The 15,205-nt window shown below is 67.1% G+C and carries 12 protein-coding genes and 3 pseudogenes; 6 read left to right on the top strand and 9 right to left on the bottom strand.

The genetic code is table 11. From position 1 onward, the window contains the following. The first annotated feature begins 18 nt into the window (after positions 1–18). Positions 19–1,317, top strand: a complete 1,299-nt coding sequence (locus ACQP1V_RS43530; RefSeq protein WP_433426475.1) for a hypothetical protein — start codon at positions 19–21, stop codon at positions 1,315–1,317. Positions 1,318–1,420: 103 nt separating this feature from the next. Here ACQP1V_RS43530 and ACQP1V_RS43525 read toward each other — a convergent pair. After that, positions 1,421–1,717, bottom strand: a pseudogene (locus ACQP1V_RS43525) (tyrosine-type recombinase/integrase); the annotation flags it as partial. Positions 1,718–1,872: 155 nt separating this feature from the next. Here ACQP1V_RS43525 and ACQP1V_RS43520 point away from each other — a divergent pair. Further along, positions 1,873–2,562 (top strand): DUF4097 family beta strand repeat-containing protein, encoded by a 690-nt coding sequence (locus ACQP1V_RS43520; protein WP_433426472.1) that lies wholly within the window; start codon positions 1,873–1,875, stop codon positions 2,560–2,562. Positions 2,563–2,618: 56 nt separating this feature from the next. On the opposite strand, the pseudogene ACQP1V_RS43515 reads toward ACQP1V_RS43520, so the two are convergent. The 4 genes and pseudogenes from ACQP1V_RS43515 to ACQP1V_RS43500 all read right to left on the bottom strand — a co-directional run. Then, positions 2,619–2,814: pseudogene (locus tag ACQP1V_RS43515) on the bottom strand (DUF3626 domain-containing protein); the annotation flags it as partial. Between the two features lie 445 nt (positions 2,815–3,259). Further along, entirely contained in the window at positions 3,260–4,078 is an 819-nt protein-coding gene (locus ACQP1V_RS43510; protein ID WP_433426470.1) for a hypothetical protein, read from the bottom strand. Next, on the bottom strand, positions 4,078–4,830 hold the full coding sequence (locus ACQP1V_RS43505; protein ID WP_433426468.1) for a ParA family protein: 753 nt from the start codon (positions 4,828–4,830) through the stop codon (positions 4,078–4,080). Before ACQP1V_RS43505 ends, ACQP1V_RS43510 begins: the two co-directional genes overlap by 1 nt. A 700-nt stretch (positions 4,831–5,530) precedes the next feature. Further along, a complete protein-coding gene (locus ACQP1V_RS43500; protein WP_433426465.1) occupies positions 5,531–6,277 on the bottom strand; it encodes a nuclease-related domain-containing protein in 747 nt (248 codons plus the stop codon). A 252-nt stretch (positions 6,278–6,529) separates the two neighbouring features. Here ACQP1V_RS43500 and ACQP1V_RS43495 point away from each other — a divergent pair, with 252 nt between their 5' ends. After that, complete coding sequence (locus ACQP1V_RS43495) at positions 6,530–6,925, top strand: hypothetical protein (protein ID WP_433426462.1); 396 nt, start codon at positions 6,530–6,532, stop codon at positions 6,923–6,925. 1,295 nt (positions 6,926–8,220) lie between these two features. On the opposite strand, the gene ACQP1V_RS43490 is transcribed toward ACQP1V_RS43495, so the two are convergent. Next, positions 8,221–9,225 carry a hypothetical protein gene (locus ACQP1V_RS43490; RefSeq protein ID WP_433426459.1) on the bottom strand — a complete coding sequence of 335 codons (1,005 nt, stop codon included), beginning with the start codon at positions 9,223–9,225 and terminating at the stop codon, positions 8,221–8,223. A gap of 1,066 nt (positions 9,226–10,291) precedes the next feature. On the opposite strand from ACQP1V_RS43490, the gene ACQP1V_RS43485 reads away from it, so the two are divergent. Next, entirely contained in the window at positions 10,292–10,687 is a 396-nt protein-coding gene (locus tag ACQP1V_RS43485) for a hypothetical protein (RefSeq protein WP_433426512.1), read from the top strand. A 530-nt stretch (positions 10,688–11,217) separates the two neighbouring features. Beyond that, positions 11,218–11,637: a hypothetical protein gene (locus ACQP1V_RS43480; RefSeq protein ID WP_433426456.1), complete on the top strand. Its 420-nt coding sequence runs from the start codon at positions 11,218–11,220 to the stop codon at positions 11,635–11,637. Positions 11,638–12,111: 474 nt separating this feature from the next. On the opposite strand, the gene ACQP1V_RS43475 is transcribed toward ACQP1V_RS43480, so the two are convergent. Further along, a complete protein-coding gene (locus ACQP1V_RS43475) occupies positions 12,112–12,858 on the bottom strand; it encodes a tyrosine-type recombinase/integrase (RefSeq protein WP_433426453.1) in 747 nt (248 codons plus the stop codon). 113 nt (positions 12,859–12,971) lie between these two features. Between ACQP1V_RS43475 and ACQP1V_RS43470 the strand changes: the two are divergent. Then, positions 12,972–13,124, top strand: a pseudogene (locus tag ACQP1V_RS43470) (helix-turn-helix domain-containing protein); the annotation flags it as partial. Positions 13,125–13,325: 201 nt separating this feature from the next. Here the strand turns inward: ACQP1V_RS43470 and ACQP1V_RS43465 are convergent. Next, positions 13,326–13,856, bottom strand: a complete 531-nt coding sequence (locus ACQP1V_RS43465) for a hypothetical protein (RefSeq protein ID WP_433426514.1) — start codon at positions 13,854–13,856, stop codon at positions 13,326–13,328. Between the two features lie 1,026 nt (positions 13,857–14,882). Further along, positions 14,883–15,149, bottom strand: a complete 267-nt coding sequence (locus ACQP1V_RS43460) for a hypothetical protein (RefSeq protein ID WP_433426507.1) — start codon at positions 15,147–15,149, stop codon at positions 14,883–14,885. Between the last annotated feature and the right edge of the window lie 56 nt (positions 15,150–15,205).

Here is a 15,205-nt window from a genome sequence, read left to right as displayed (position 1 = left end):
GCATGTCCGAATTTGGGCGTGTCGCTGCGACGGGGCAGCGTGCGGGAAGCCGAGAAGAACAATGCCCCGTCTCGCCCGCGTACGCCCTACTACGAGGGCGCGGAGCATCTGCCCGCGATGCTGCGCCGGACGTGGTTCCGCCTTGCCGCGCTGAAGCGCTGGCGCGGCGACCTCGCCGACGAGTGCGCCTGGCGGATGGTGCGGCACCTGACCCACTGGGCAGACGAGCGCGGCCGCCTGGCCGACATGCAGGCCGTCATGGAGTCCTACGCCACCCGCCACCGGGTCAGCGTCCGTATCGCCTGGGCCGACTTCGGCCGACTGCGGCCCCTGGGCCTGGTACGGCAGACCGCCGCCCCCGCCCCGGGCCGGCGGGCCCGCTACGTCCTCAGCGTGCCCGCCGAGCTGCCCGCCGAGCTGCCGCGCACGCTGGCCAGGGCTGTACGAGACGAGATCGACCCCGCCGCCAGCCGAGCTAAGGGCACCATCACCCGAGCACAGGCCGACGCTCTGCTCGCTGACTGTGAGGTGATCCGGCAAGGCTCGACCACCGGGCCCGCACGCCACACTGCAGGCGGTTGTGGACGACTTCACACGTCTCCTTATATGCAAGAGGGCTCTCCCCCCTCCCCTCGGCGAGCAGACCGGCCGAGCCTGCCACGGCCGCACCGCACCCCGTATCGGGGGATCAGCGACGAAGAAACAACCTCTGGCCTTTACTTAGTACAGATCTGCGGACCGCTGTGGGCAGCTCAGCGAGGCCAAGCCCGCGGCCTCGCTGACGCCGAAGCCGCGGAAATCGGGCGGCTGGTCGCCCTGCTGCTGCGCCGCCTGCCCAAATCCGAGGTCGTCGAGCTGCTCACCGAGCAGACCGGATCGGCCGCCGACCTGGCCCGGGTCGTACGCTTCCGCATCGGCCGCACCCTCACCGCGCTCCGCCGCCGGGCCGAGGTCCCCGCCGACGAGGACGGCCAGAGCTACGCCGCAGGGATGGCGGCCCGGGCCGCCGCGGTGGCCGCGCAGCACGAAGCCACTACGACCAGCCGGCACGCGGTTCGACGCGCGCTGGAGGAAGCCCGAGCGAGGACCGCTGCCCGAGATGGACGGGACGGAGCCGACAGTCGGAGCAGCACCGTGGCCCCGCCACGGTGGGCCGCCGAGCCCGAGGAAGTGTTCGCAGCGACGCTCAGCGAGCCGACCCCGAGCCGTACGGGCGCCGGTTGGGACGAGCGTGCGTGGCTGGCCAACGCCGCGGCGTTCGCCAGAGCCGCTCAGCACGGGCAGCACCAGGACCACGACAATGAGGGGTCCCGGTAGCAATGAAGAAATTTCCAACGAAGTAGCCCCTGACCTGCGATGACCCCGGAATCTACGGCCAAGATCTCGATTCGCTTACGGTGTAGGCCATGCCCGCGATGATCAACTCTGCTGATGAGCTGCCAGAGGCAGGAGCGCGCCGGTCGGCCAGGAACACCGGTCCGGTGGTGCGGCCGGCCAACAGGCGGGGCAGCAGCCGGGCGGTGGGGGTGGCCCAGTGGACGTACTCGATGGCGCCGCCCTTGGAGACGACCCGGGCGCGCCGGAATTCCAGGTCGAGGTCCTCGACGTTGAGCGTGAGGATTTCCTCGGCTCTGGCGGCCGTTTCGTACAGCAGCCTCCACAACACCCGTTCGCGCAGGGCGTGGGCGGGGTCGGTGAAGAGGTACTGGTGTCTCGCCTATTCCCTGAAGTGGCTCCCCTGACCGCGAACGGACAGGGTCGCCGGCACCAAGGGCATGCCCAGCTATGGGGTCGCGGGGTGGGGTTCTCCCGGGGAACCGTCGGGGACATCCCTGATGCAGGTTGGGGGGAATGTCGGACAGGATCGACAGGATGAAGATCACTGCGATCGCGGGCGGCCTGCTGGCCTCCGCGATGCTCCTGACCGGGTGCGGCCTGGACGCCATCAGCAAACCGAAGAACGAGGAAACCAGCACGTACCAAGTCAAGGAGAAGGTGCAGCAGCTTCACCTCAGAAGCGGCAGCGGGAACGTGGCCGTCACCGAGTCGGACGCGACGTACGTCAGCGTGACCGAGAGGCTCTACTGGAGCAACGACAAGCCGCAGGCAGGGCACAAGATGAAGGGCGACGCGCTCTCCGTCTACTACGACTGCCGGAAGTCGTGGGGCACCTGCGGGGTCGACTACAAGGTGGAGATCCCCAAGGGGGTACAGGTCAACCTGGACGCCGGCTCGGGCGATCTGACGCTAAGGTCACTCACCGGCCCTCTGGACCTCAAGGTCGGCTCTGGCGACATCGAGGGCGACGGCCTGGGCGGAAAGAAGCTCCTCGCGGAGGCGGGGTCCGGCAACGTCACCCTGAAGTACGCGGCCGCACCGGACGGTGTCGAGCTGTCGGTCGGCTCGGGCGACGTCGTGCTCACCGTCCCCGACGAGACCTATGACGTCAACACCAGGACGACATCCGGTAACGCGAACATCTCGGTCAAGAAAGACAGCTCCTCACCGCGCAAGATGTCTCTGACCACGGGTTCCGGAGACGTCACTGTCTCGGCTGGGTAACCGGCTTCCCTGCTCACGTCCCAGTTGCCGCCGTGCGAGCTGGCGAGGTGGCGCGGCGGCGCCTCGTCGTAGGCGCCCGCGCGAAGATGCGGCTCTTCCCGCGCCACCTGTCCCCGCCGGGATGGGCGGTCAGGCCCCCGTGGCCGGTCCCGGTGACGAACTGGGACAGGTAGACGCCGTCCTTGCCGGCCTGTCGAGGATTGCCAGCTCGCCCACCAGGCGGTCGGGATGGAAGTTGAGCGTCACACGCAGGCCGGGATCGACCGGGCCGTGACGTCGCTGAGGGCACGTGCGTGTGCCGTACCCGACATGTCTGTCGTCATCATGACCCGTCGGACGCGTGCAACAGGAAGGCCAGCACATCGGCGAGCAGTGCCTGCTCCTGGTCTCTGGTCGAGCCGGCGCCATGCCAGCCGTGCTCCTCGACGCGCATCAGCACCGGCCGACCGGAGTCCGTGGCCGCCTGCAGGCGAGCAGCCAGCTTCGCCAGGCCGTCCGCCCCCGTGGTGGACCTGAACGCTCGCCGTAAGGGCCGTTAGGCCCTGGTCGACTCCAAGACCGACGACAACGAGCCGGAATGGCGGCTACGCAACCGATAGAAGCCGCTCGGCACGGTGAGGGGTGCAGGCCGTACGGCTCGCACCCCTCACGCTGTTGATCTTGTCTACCAAAATCGCGGATTGGTAGACAAGATCAACTAGACGTCGTCGTCCTTCGGGAGATCTGCCTCCAGCTCGGCCGCCGCCTTCCGGAACTTCATCGCCAGCTCGCGGGCCCGATCCGGAGCCTCGGCTGCCACCTGGCGAAGGCCCCGCAGATCCTCAAGCTCCCGCAGCATCGGCTCATACCGAGGCCATGCCAGCACGACCGGCTTCGCCTCAGGCTCCGGCGGAGCTGCCAGCGCGGCCCGATAATTCAGGTCGATGGCCGCCTGCTCCAGCGCAGCACCCGAGGTCCGGCCGCGCTCCTCAGCCAGCTTCCACACAGCCTGCGCCGCTTCCACGCCATGCTGATCGACCACCGGGACGATCGCGCGGAGCTGCCGTTCGTTCGGCACCTCCGACGTGACCGGCCCAAGTGCCTTCATCGCCCGCACGGAGTCGATGAGCTGGTAGGCCCGCGGGCGTGACATGCCCCACCGCTCGGCCACGTACCGCTCGAACGAGGCGAACCCGGCCCCCTGATACAGCGCGTTGTCGCGGATCTCCTGCAACGCGGGCCCGGCGGTGAGTCGCCAGTACCGCTCCGCCTTGGTGAGTACCGTCTCGACCTTGCCCCGAGCTCGGGAAATCAAGCCCTCGTAGTGGTGGAACTGCGACTCCACATCGGCATCAGCCGGGGCCAGCGCGAACTCTGGCTCATCCGGAATCATCCCGCTCGATGGCGGCAGCACCATACCGGTGACCACCCGCTCGGCGGCAGGGGCCTCGGCTACTAGCGCGGACACCTCCGCCGGCTCCTCGTTGGGTGTCTGGCCGACGTTGAGTTCGGCGAAGCTTGTGCGCCTACCAGCCATCAGCGGACACCGCCTCGCTGGCCGAGTTCCAGGGCCAACCGGTAGAAGTCCTCACGCGCCTCCATCGCGACCCGGTTACGGGGGTACTGGGTGACGACCAATCCTTCCGCGCTGGCGCGTGTATGGATCTTGTAGTGGCGGATCACCGTCCGGGACAGCGGCCACCCCTGACGTGTGACGAACAACTCGGTGTCCTCCAAGTCGGCCCGGCCGTCTCGAGGATCCCAGTTGTTGATGACGACGAGGAACGGCAGCCCGCGAGGCTTGATGACCTTCTCGATCGTGTTCCAGGTCGGCTGAAAGGACAACGGCTCCGGCTCGATCGGGACGAGCACTTCGCTGGTGTTGTCCAGGACTGCTCGCAATGCCTTGGCATCGTCGCCACTGCCGAGCGGGTCCACCATGGAGTCCATCCCGGACATGTCGATCCAGCCGGGGGTGTCCACCACGACGTGGCCGACCCCTGGCAGGGTCGGCATGGTCATCAGCCCGGCGAGGTCGTCGTGCGCCTGGATGAAATCAAAGGGCAGCGCCCGCGCAGCGGCGCGCTCGGGGTCCGTCTTGGACAGTTCCTCGAAGACGCGCGACACCTGGTCCGACCACCAGGTAGCTGACCCCTGAGGGTCGATGGAAACGGCGACGGTCTTCTCATCAGAGCGGGCGGTCTCGGCGAAAACCGCCGCCAGGTTGACGGTGATGGTGGATTTACCGACGCCACCCTTTTGGTTGAGGACCGTCGTTACCTTTGCCATGTGCGACTCCTGTTCCGTGTGCTTCCCAGCGTTCCGCTGGTACTTCGGATTCGGGAGATGACTATCCCAGGAAAGCCCCTGGCAAGACAGAAGCCGCGACAGGAGCCCTGCGGCGTGTCCGTGTCAGCGGTCTCCCGAACGACGACGACGCCTAGTTGATCTTGTCTACCAATCCGCGGTTTTGGTAGACAAGATCAATAACATGGACTGCGCCACCCAGTGAGCCCACGCAATACGACACCCGCGCAACCTGCATGAGCCCGATCCACAGAAAGGCCTCGGGGGCTCCGCCCCCGAATCTCGCGCCTCGCCGGCGGGACAGGCTCCGGGATGGGGGAAGGGCCCCGCCGAACGATCTTGCCCGCAGGTGGTGCCGATGGGTCGCTGGCCCATCCCGTCGTCTCTCCTGGGCCTACCACGGAACCTCTCCGACCCGCCCGAGCTGACTGAGGTCGAGGCGATCGCCGCGCTGCTGGCCTAGTTGATCTTGTCTACCAATCCGCGGTTTGGTAGACAAGATCGCCTTGCCAACGCGGATGCCGTCGAGCTGCTCGTGCTCGGTCACACCTGTTCCGAGGCCGCCCTGGCCGATCTGCGGTCCCGCCTGACGGGACGTCGTACGCGAGGCCCACCAGGGCGCGGCGGCCGCCGAGGAGCGGGTCGCACCCCTTTAAGGCAGCGCACGGCCCGAGATATCTGGTCACTTGTCTGGTCCCCCGGCCGCCGGTGGCAACGCGGAGGCAGCGGCGGCCGCCAGCAGGCCGACTGTGTCGACGTCGAGCTGCCGGCCGTGCCGCAGGATCCAGTTGGGTACGCGCCGGGCTCGCAGCAGTGTGACCCCGTCCACGGCCAGCGCGCCCCATTGGGGCATCTGCGCGCCGTGCACGGCCATCACCGGGACGACGTCGACCCGGCGGCCGGTGGCCCGGGTCAGCGCCGTACCGACCGTTCGCGCCTCGAAAAGCACGGGCGTGACGACCGGCCCGGCGGGGCGCTTGCCGATCCAGATCCGGCCGCGGACCCCGCTGATCCGGGTACGGCGATCCCACTTCTTGGAATCGACCACGAACACCCCGGCCGGTCCGATCACCAGGTGGTCGACGTTGGCCCGGCTCGCGGGCAGTGCCCGGTCATGCAGCACCGTGTAGCCGGCGCGCTCCAGGCGGCGCAGCAGGCGCGCGGTCGCGCGCTCCCCCGCCGCGCCTTTGCGCCAGGCCGTCACGCCCGAATGACTACGCCAGCGGTGGACCGCGTCGGCGGCCGCGGCGACCGCCGCCGCCGCGAGCCCGGCCCGCCAGCCGAGTACCCACGTCCCCGCGCCGCCGACGGCCGCCGCGATGGCGGCCCGCGCCGTCCATCGCCGGGCCCGGGTGAGGGCGAGCTGTGCGCGGTAGTGCGCCTGAGCGGAGGCGCCGGCCGAACCGGTGCCGGGAGTGTGAGCGGTCAACGGGCCACCTCCACAAAACGCGAGTCGGTGACCGAAACCATACGCTCCGTGATCGTCGAAGGCCCGCCCTTGCCCCTCCGCACTGCCCCCGGACGGTGCCCCAAGAGCGGGCGACCGGCCCGTCCGCTTGCCTGTCCGCAGGACCCGTCGCTATCCAAGATCAGGAAAATCCAAAGGCGAGGTATCAAGGTTTCTCCGATACGAGGGGCAAGATCGCTGCCCCCGCGGGCGTGGAAGGAGGGCCGCCGGGCGGTGGCGTGGGTGACCGTGCGCGGTCCGCCCGAGGAACAGGTGGTACCGGCTCGCCGCCGGGAGCGGCTGCGACCGCATCACACCTACCGGCTGGCCAACGGCACCACGGTCCACCTGCATGACCCGTCGCTGGCGCGGCCGCTGATATGGATCGGCGAGGGCCTTGCCGAGGTCGGCATCATGCCGGAAAGGCCGCTGACCACCGAGCAGCAGAGCGCGGCCCGCGCGCTGATGGACGGCGTCGACTTGGCCGACGTCTACGAGCCGAGCGAACTCGAGTACGCCCGCGCGCATCGCGACGCCCGGGTGCGGGTCAGGCTCGGCGCCGACGATTGGGAGCCACAAGGCCGCACTGGTACAGGCCGTGACGATCGCCCACTTCGGTGCCCGCCGTAAGGGGTGGGGCGATCGGCGCCGATCGCCTTCGGCGCCCGGCATCGAGAATCCCCCGATCAGGTCAGCAGCATGGTCCCGGGCCACGTGGTGCGCCAGTTCGGCACACCAGGTCGTGGACCTCCTCGAACTGGCCGTTTCGGTCACTGCTCCACTCGAATCCAAGTGGGGGACTTCCCATGTAGGTAGCCCCTAGAGGTTGCCGCGCGGGAGCTGCGCGTTAGGTGCCTGCTCCTGGGCAGCCCGCTAACGATCAGCCGGGTTCTCGGAAACAGCCCCCACCGAACTGGCGGAGAACGGTCCACCAGCGCCTCCGCGTCTCTCGCTGTCGGCGGTGACGCGGTCCCGACGAGACTGCGGTGTTGTCGCCGGTGTCCGGAAATCCGCGGATAGGTGGCCACCAACTAACAGCGACGTCATCGGTTAGCGCCGACCGTGCCAGCTGCGGCTGGCAGTGGGCTGACAGCTCGCGTTCCCCGGCCTCGGATGTGATGGCCGGAGCATCAGTCATGTAGCCGTACTGCCAGTACCACCTTTGGATGCCTTGCGACACGCAGACGTAGAGGATGTCCATATTCGTGGAGCGCTGCGCGGCGTACATGGTGATCTGGTCCCAGCTGGCAATCATCGTCTCTGTGGCGGATCTCCCGGCGTAGACGCCGGTGAACACGTATACCTCTGCCTTTTCATCACATCCGGCTCCGGCCGGGCTGCTGATGCACGGCTCCTCGAGGCCGAGAATGGCCTGCCGCCATGGCGGCCAAGCCGACGCGGAGAGCACGCCCAACAGTGTCCCCATGACACACCAGTCCAACGAAGTCATCGTGATTCCATTCGTCGCAGGTTCGGAACCCGGCGCCGGGCGCTATCGCGGCCCCTGCCGTCGAGGACGGTCAAGCGCCAGCGGGTCTTTCCGTACTCACGCCGAGGTGCCGATACCCGCCACGAACTGCCCTTACAGATGGCACATCTGCCTGTCGAACGTCGACATCAGCATCATGTGTGACAAGGCCGATGCTTCTGTACGGGCTCTGCAGGCAAGACATGAGAGGAGAGCGGCTGCGATGTCTCCCATCGCAGCCGCTCTATCGCGGTGTGTTCCCATCCGCACCAATTCCCCAGGTGCGAGGCGCGAGATGGAAACGATCAGCCGGGGCACCGGGATCGACCCCTGCTGCCGCGATCTGGACGAGAGACGCTCACCAGCGCCTTCACGTCTCTCGTTCTCGGCGGTCGTGCGGTGCCCGCCGAGGCTGTTGTGGTGATGCCGCCCGTGTTCTGGGCTCCGCAATCACCAGTTAGCGCTGGCCACCCCAGCCGCCACGGCCCGGACCGCCGGTGCCAGGACCGCCGGTGCCCGGACCGCCGGTACCGGGGCCGTGAGTGCCGCCGCCCCAGCCGCCGCCGGGAGTGCCGCCACCCCAGCCGCCGCCGGGAGTCCCCGAGCCCGGAGTGCTAGGGACCGGAGTGCTCGGGCTGGAAGTCGGGCGCGGCCAGCCGTGGCCGCCCCAGCCACCAGGGTTGCCCCAGCTGCCGTGGTTGCCCCAGCCGCCGTGGTCGCCCCAGCCGCTGCCGGGCCCGCCCCAGTTGTGGCCGAAGCCGCCCCAGTTACGGCCGAAGCCGCCCCAGTTACGGCCGAACCCGATCCAGTTCTCGCCGAACCCGAACCCGCGTCCGGGAAGGCCGTACCAGCCGCCGGGGAGACCCGCCACGGTCTGGTTGCACCAGGAGCCGGGCAGAGGGAACGTGCGGCCGTTCAGGAGGTAGACCGGCTGGCTGTAGCTCGATCCGCAGGAGGGCGAGACGTACACCCCGCCGTTCACGATGTACTGGCAGCTGGGCAGCGTGTACGAGCGGCCGTCCAGGACGTACTGGTGAACGCTCTGGCCGAGCCGGTAACCCGGGAGGCCGTACCAGCCACCGGGCATGCCGGAGATGACCTGGCGCTGCCAGGTGCCGGGCAGAGGGTACGGGCGGTTGTTCAGGAGGTAGACCGGCTGGCTGTAGCTCGATCCGCAGGAGGGCGAGACGTACACCCCGCCGTTCATGATGTACTGGCAGCTGGGCAGCGTGTACGAGCGGCCGTCCAGGACGTACTCGTGACTCTCCACGGTCGTCTTGACGGTCCGGACGGCCACCACGTCCCCCCTGGACGTGGTGTAGCCAGGCCCCGCTATGCCAGAGCTGCCGGCCGTCTGTGTGGTGATGCTCGCCGCGTTTGCGGCCTCGGTAGCCACTGCCGCAGATGCGATCACGGCGGAGGCTGCGAAGACGCCGATGGCGAGGGCTTTCTTCATCGTCAAGAGACGATTCCTTTCGTGAGGTTTGCGGAATGCGCTCTTACCGGTGGTGCCGAGGGCGCATCCCAGGAGCCGCGTCTGAGAACGGCGCGGCGGAATGTGTAGCTCAGTCGAAATGGCGCGAATCGGACTTCGGGTAAGAACCCCCTCCGAGGGGCAAAGGGATACGAATCCTTAATCGAAAACGCACTCCGAGATCACAGATCTCTGATGTCAGCAGATTTTGATGACATTCGCGGGTTGAACAGGTCGAGAGTCTGCACTCCCGCCGCTGCCGCGATGGCATCCGCCGTGGTACGGCGGCACGTGCCTCGCTTGAGTAGACCGTCGATGCACTGCCTGGTGAGGTCCGCGTGGCGAGCAAACTCGGCCATGCTGCGATTGTGTCCCAACATCACGGCGCGTAAGAGCGCCACGCTCCGCAGGTGCATCTGCGGCTTTCCCGCCATGGCCAACCATCTCCGATGGAGTAGTGCGTCATCAGATTCCGCTGACAGTTCGACTGCAGGTGGCACTGTAACCACAGCAGATACTCGGATGCACGTGGAACCGAAAGATTCTGCATACGCGTCTAAGGGCGGGGGATCCTTTGTCCGGCCATCTTGCTGACAAACCCGCACCGGGTTTCGCAGAGGATTGCTCTCTGTTATCAGGATCCGGTGGGCATGACGGGCCGCGATCACTACGGACAGAGTCCAGAGCCGGCAACCAAATGCCGTTGCGACGTGTGGCGGAGTGCGGCACCGGTCGGATCGCGGCGCGACCAGCGGATCGGCATCCGGCGTCAGATCGGTGGTCACCCCGCGGCCACTGCTGGGATCGCCTGCGACGCGTCCCGCGACTTATGCCGGCGCCCCGAAAGCCGGGCGAGGTCACATGCACCACCCGCCAAAACCGCACACGATTGATCATTTCGGTGCAGGTGGGGTGGAGATGGGTGAAACGTAAATCGTAATTTCCCGATACACCATCGCCGTTGCTGTTGGAACGCGCCAGGCTGTCCGCATCTGAGCCTGCCAGTCACATACAAGCGGACATAGTGGCACAGAAAGGACGCGGTGGGTGGTCCGTGTCATCGCCGTTACAGCCGTCAATAGAGTTCCGTCGCACGCCATTGCCATGTGGCTGCCCAGGACTGATCAGCCGCACGTTTCCGGGGCCTCGGATCCTCGCCTTTGTCGATGAGGCGCAGTTCGCCCCGGAGTTGGAGGACCCTCTCGCCGAGATCGGCATGATCAAAATACTCGGCCTGCTCCAGCCCGTCGAAGAGACGCTCCCGGACCCTGCAGTCCGCATACGCGTTCGACGAACCGGAGATCTCGGGCATGAGATCGCGGTGGCTGAGATCGCTCGGAAAGAGATCACTGTCGGGGTAGAAAAGAGTCTTATTTCCGAAGATTTAGCCAATTTCCTGAGTGAAGCGGGCACTTCGGTTACCCGCGACTTCATCCGACGGATGATTTGAGGGCCGCCAGGGCATAGCCCCAGCGGCCCGCTGTCCTCCGTGATCGCCGAGCGGCGTGATGGCGCCGGATCGGCGATCTGCGGGGCAGCGAAATGTGAGGTTGGCGCAGGTGGTTTCGCCAACTCGGATCGCCATGTGGACGCGCATGAGCGCAGCCTGCTCGTGCGGAAAGTGACCGCGGGCCATGACCGCCCGCCAGGCCCGTGCGTTCGTCGAGCAGATCACACCTGCCTGGGCCTCTCCGTGCCGAAGAGCGCAGTTCTTCGCCCAAGCGCGCATCGAGCGGCCGGTCATGCCGGGCCTCCCGCGCGGGATATAGAGGGCGATCGCGGGCAAAGGGCGGGAAGCCGAACCCGTTCAACCGACATGACTCGCAGAGTCGTCGAGGTTGCGACAGAGGCGTGCTTTATCGGTCATCTTGCTGACGAGGTTGCTGCCAAGGCTTGCAGAGGATTGCTCCCTGTCGTCAGGATCTAGCGGGCATGATGGTCACGATCACGACGAAGAGATTTCGAGGAGCTGACAACTAAATGCCGCTGCGACGCGTCGCTGCCGATCGGCCTCCTAGTCCCCTGAGCGACTTCATCCGCGACCACATCAGGGACGTGGGCCTCAGCATCCGCACGCTCGCGTTGCAGTCCGTGAGCCCGACCACGGGCCAGAATCTCACCGCCCAGTGGATAACCGACGTGCTGAACGGCCGTGTGCCCCGAATGCCTGATAGCTGGCGCCTGGACGCCCTTGCGGCAGGACTCGGACTGGATCCGGACAGCGTGAAGGCGATGGCCATCGCTCAGTGGATCGGGTGGGACATCGCTGACATCCAGACCGATGCGGGAGAACGCCTGATCTTTCGTGTGCCCAAGGGCTGTACCCCTGAGCAGCGCGCACGCTTGGCTGATGAACTCGGACGAATGATCACTTCGGCAGAGCTGAGAACGAAAGAGTGATGTTCACGCGGGCAGGCCCCAGGCCATCGCCTACGCCCGCGGTGAGCTGAGCGAGGCCGAGTGGGCGGCCGTGCCCGGCCTGGAGCCGGTCTGGTGCTACTGGCTGCGTCGGCTCCGGATCGTCACGATCGCCGCCGTCGACCAAGCGCTCGTCGACGCCTTGGCCGCCCGTCCTCCGACCGACCATTTCGCCCGCATTTGACCGGGGCCCCTTGTAACAGCTCAGGAAGCCGTCCCGTTCGTACGCCCCAGTCGCGCGCATCCTCGGCCACAGTAGGGGGCAAGCGGGCAGGGGAGGGTGAGATGCAGCAGTACGGTGAGCAGCCGACGACCCCACGTGGCCGCCATCCCTACGGCGGAGCCGGAGACGGGGTCCCCGTAGTTCTCAGGAAATTTCGGGCGGATATGCCTGACCTGCGGTGATTCTGATCAGTGCGTGGCCATGCGGGCGGCGAGTTCCTCCGTGCTGGGCGTTTAGGTACCGCGTTGAGCGTCGATCTCGTCCAGCCGTCGGTGGGTGCCCTCCTTGGACGGCTTGAGGTACCGCTGTAGCGTGCGGCGGTCTTCGTGACCGGAGAGGTTCATCAGGTCGGCCTCGGTGGCGCCGTCCTCTCCGGCGTGGGTGAGCCGGGAGTGGCGTAGATCGTGCAGGTCCCAGCCACTGGTAGCGGTGCCAAGGTGTCGTTCGGCGGTGCGGTAGGTCATCCGGCGCCGTCGACTGCTCTTGTCGAACCCCCCGGAGCGCGCGGTGCCGTCCTCGGGTGCGCGGCGGGTGGACAGGAACACCGGCCCGGTGCGGCGGCGGCCGAGGAGCTGGCCGAGCATCCGGGCGGTGCGGCTGTCGTAGAGCAGGTCGTCTTCCTTGCCGCCCTTGCGGATCGTGCGGGCACGCCGGTTGGCGCGGTCCAGGTCCTCGACGTCCAGGCGCAGCACCTCGTCGGCGCGGGCGGCCGTGGAGTACAGCATCGACCACAGCGTCCGGTCCTCCAGCGACTGGCGCTTGTCGATGATCAGCCGGTCGATCTGTTCGCGGGTGCGGACGCGGTTGTCGGTCGGCTTGGGCTGGTGTTCCCGGTCGAGTCCGGCCAGGACCGCGGTCGGGTCGCCGATCCAGTCCTGTTCGTGGAAGTAGGCCAGGGCGACGGGGTGGCATTCCTTGGGGCCGCGCCCTCTCGTCAGCCGATCCTGATCGCCTGCTCCCTTCACATTCGACCAGCTCACCGCCATAACGAGAAACAAGATCTTTCTCATCGCCAACGGCTGTTCCGCTGTTCCTCAACCCCGGGGTCAGATGGCGTCGTCGCCGCCGCGGGCGCCGGTTGGGATGAGCGTGCGTGGCTGGCCAACGCCTCGGCGGCCACCCGAGCCGCTCAGCATGGGCAGCACCAGGACCACGACGACGAGGGACGCCCGCGCGGGCGGTGAACTACACCATCATCGACCTCGCCGAGATCTTCTCCGTCAGCCGGGCGACCGTGTACCGGGTCCTGGAACGCTTCGTACAATCCACCCCGGCCCTCCGCTCCCGAACATGTCCCCAGCCGCCAGGTAGCGGACCGGGCAGGCCGCGCTTGCCGACGTCGACCAGGAGCAACACCTTGGTGGCAACGAGCAGTTCTCAACGCGGCGGGCGTCCCTCCGCGAAACCGCCGAAGGACGCCCTTCCGGTGGAACTCACCGAACTGCGGTCAGCATGGCCAGTCGAGGGAGAGCGACGACAGTGCGTCGTTGGGGACGCCGCCCCACGGGAAGTTGCCGGCGGAATTCGCCGGGAAGAACCCCCACGGGGCAGTGCCCGGCTGGTACGCGTAGAACACGCCGGAGGTGCAGCCGGAAATCCACGAGCTGGCCTGATCGTTGTACGCGGGCGGGACCCAGAGATCTCCCGAGCCGTAGGCGCAGAGCTCCCAGCCGTTGGCCCATGCGGGTGAGAAGACAGGTCCGTTCTGGTAGATGCACACCCCTGGGGATGCGGCGGCACTCGATCCGGCGGCCAGCGTGACGCTCTTTTGCAGACAGACCCGTCCTTGGTCGCTGCTGGCCTTGGGAGCCAGCACCATGGCGCAGCCGGGCAGCGGCGCCCTGCTGGCCACGTGCTGGTTGTCCGGTCCGGGAGTGGTCGCCGACGCCGGAGTGGCGGCCACTCCCAGCAGCAGCGTCGTTGCTGCCAGAAGCGTCGTCAGAGCGGCCGCCGCGAAGGTGGCGATGAGTTTCTTCATCCTGCACCTTTCCTGATCGGGGAAATTACGAGACCTTCTTAAGGTGTGAATTGTCCGAACTGAAGCAATCTGGACAATTCACTGCAGGCCGTTGTCCAGCCGCACGAAAGGCAGTTGTCCAGTTCGTCAGGAGGGGGTGAGCCATCGGACGGCGCATGCGGGCCCTGGATCCTGCTACGGGCCCAGTCGAGCGATTTGCGTGTGAGCTGAGGGCGCTGCGAGCTGCCGCTGGTGAGCCGCCGTTTTGGAAGATGGCGCGGCGCTGTGCGGTCTCCAAGAGTGCGCTGGCCGACGCCGTGGCGGGTCACCGGTTGCCGTCAGAGAACGTGGTACGGAATTTCGTTTTGATCTGTGGAGGGGACTGGCCACGCTGGCGAGAACGCTGGTCGCACGCAATCGCGGAGGTATCGGCTGCCGCGGACGAAAACAACGAATCGGACAAGCAGAAAGGTGTTCTCGTCCCTACGGCGATCATGCCGCCCCTATGGTCGAGGCAAGTTGAAGTTGCTGTGAATGAGCCCGTCAGCAGAGGCGAAGTCGTCATTGATTTCCCGTATGACTGTGAATGAGCCCGTCCAGAGGCGAAGTCGTCATTGATTTCCCGTATGACCACGAGCCAGGCAAACGCAGGCGACGCTTTGGCCTCTCGGTGACCTGGCGTTTCGTCATAGCGGGGGGCGTCGCTGGCCGGCAACTGGCGGCAGGCGCCAGTATCGGGCCGCGGCCCGATACTGCCGTATTCCGGTGGCACCCCACGCTCGGCATCCTGCTCGACTGGCGCGCGGGCCTGCTCGTCGGCCTGGCATCGTAGACGAGCTGATCGCCTCGGACCGGCTCCCCGGTTCGCATCTGGTTCCGACCGTACGCGGGGAGCTGCTGGCCGGGATTCCGGACTGAACGGGAGCTCAGCTGTTCAGGCAGCTTCTAGGCCAGGGCGCTCGTCATGCCTGGATGGCGAGGGGACCTGCGTTTCGGTACGCACGATGTGGGCCTAGCTAAGCCTTCCCCCTCTGGTCCGCACTGTTGTCAGTCGGCCGCGACGGCCCCGCCCGCTGGCTCTGTGGGCACCAGCCGCACCGTGACGGTGGTGCCGTACATGCGGGCGACCTCGAACAGCGCGGTGAGGGCGTTACCGGCGTGCTCGGGGCGCTCGCCTCTCAGCTGTACGTGCCAGGCCGTGGTGGACGGATTCCAGGTCATCAGCGGCCTGAGTGCCGCTACCTGATTCTCGAACTCTTCTTTCTTCAGGTCACGGTTGGAGAAAGCCGTCACGAGCACATTGAAGGTGTCCATGATGTCGTTTTACGCCGCAGCGCCGACGAGGGGGCAGAACCGGCGGCTCACCCCTA

The organism is Microtetraspora malaysiensis, assembly GCF_050947145.1.
GTDB classification, from domain to species: Bacteria; Actinomycetota; Actinomycetes; order Streptosporangiales; family Streptosporangiaceae; genus Microtetraspora_A; species Microtetraspora_A malaysiensis.
The sequence above is the reverse complement of the archived record's forward strand: the minus strand, read 5'-3'. Positions and strand labels throughout refer to the sequence as shown.

Excerpts from the sequence above, each read along its gene's own strand:
- ACQP1V_RS43520 (WP_433426472.1), top strand. The coding sequence starts at position 1,873 with ATGAAGATCACTGCGATCGCGGGCGGCCTGCTGGCCTCCGCGATGCTC.
- ACQP1V_RS43510 (WP_433426470.1), bottom strand. The coding sequence starts at position 4,078 with ATGGCTGGTAGGCGCACAAGCTTCGCCGAACTCAACGTCGGCCAGACA.
- ACQP1V_RS43505 (WP_433426468.1), bottom strand. The coding sequence starts at position 4,830 with ATGGCAAAGGTAACGACGGTCCTCAACCAAAAGGGTGGCGTCGGTAAA.
- ACQP1V_RS43480 (WP_433426456.1), top strand. The coding sequence starts at position 11,218 with ATGCCGCTGCGACGCGTCGCTGCCGATCGGCCTCCTAGTCCCCTGAGC.
- ACQP1V_RS43465 (WP_433426514.1), bottom strand. The coding sequence starts at position 13,856 with ATGAAGAAACTCATCGCCACCTTCGCGGCGGCCGCTCTGACGACGCTT.
- ACQP1V_RS43460 (WP_433426507.1), bottom strand. The coding sequence starts at position 15,149 with ATGGACACCTTCAATGTGCTCGTGACGGCTTTCTCCAACCGTGACCTG.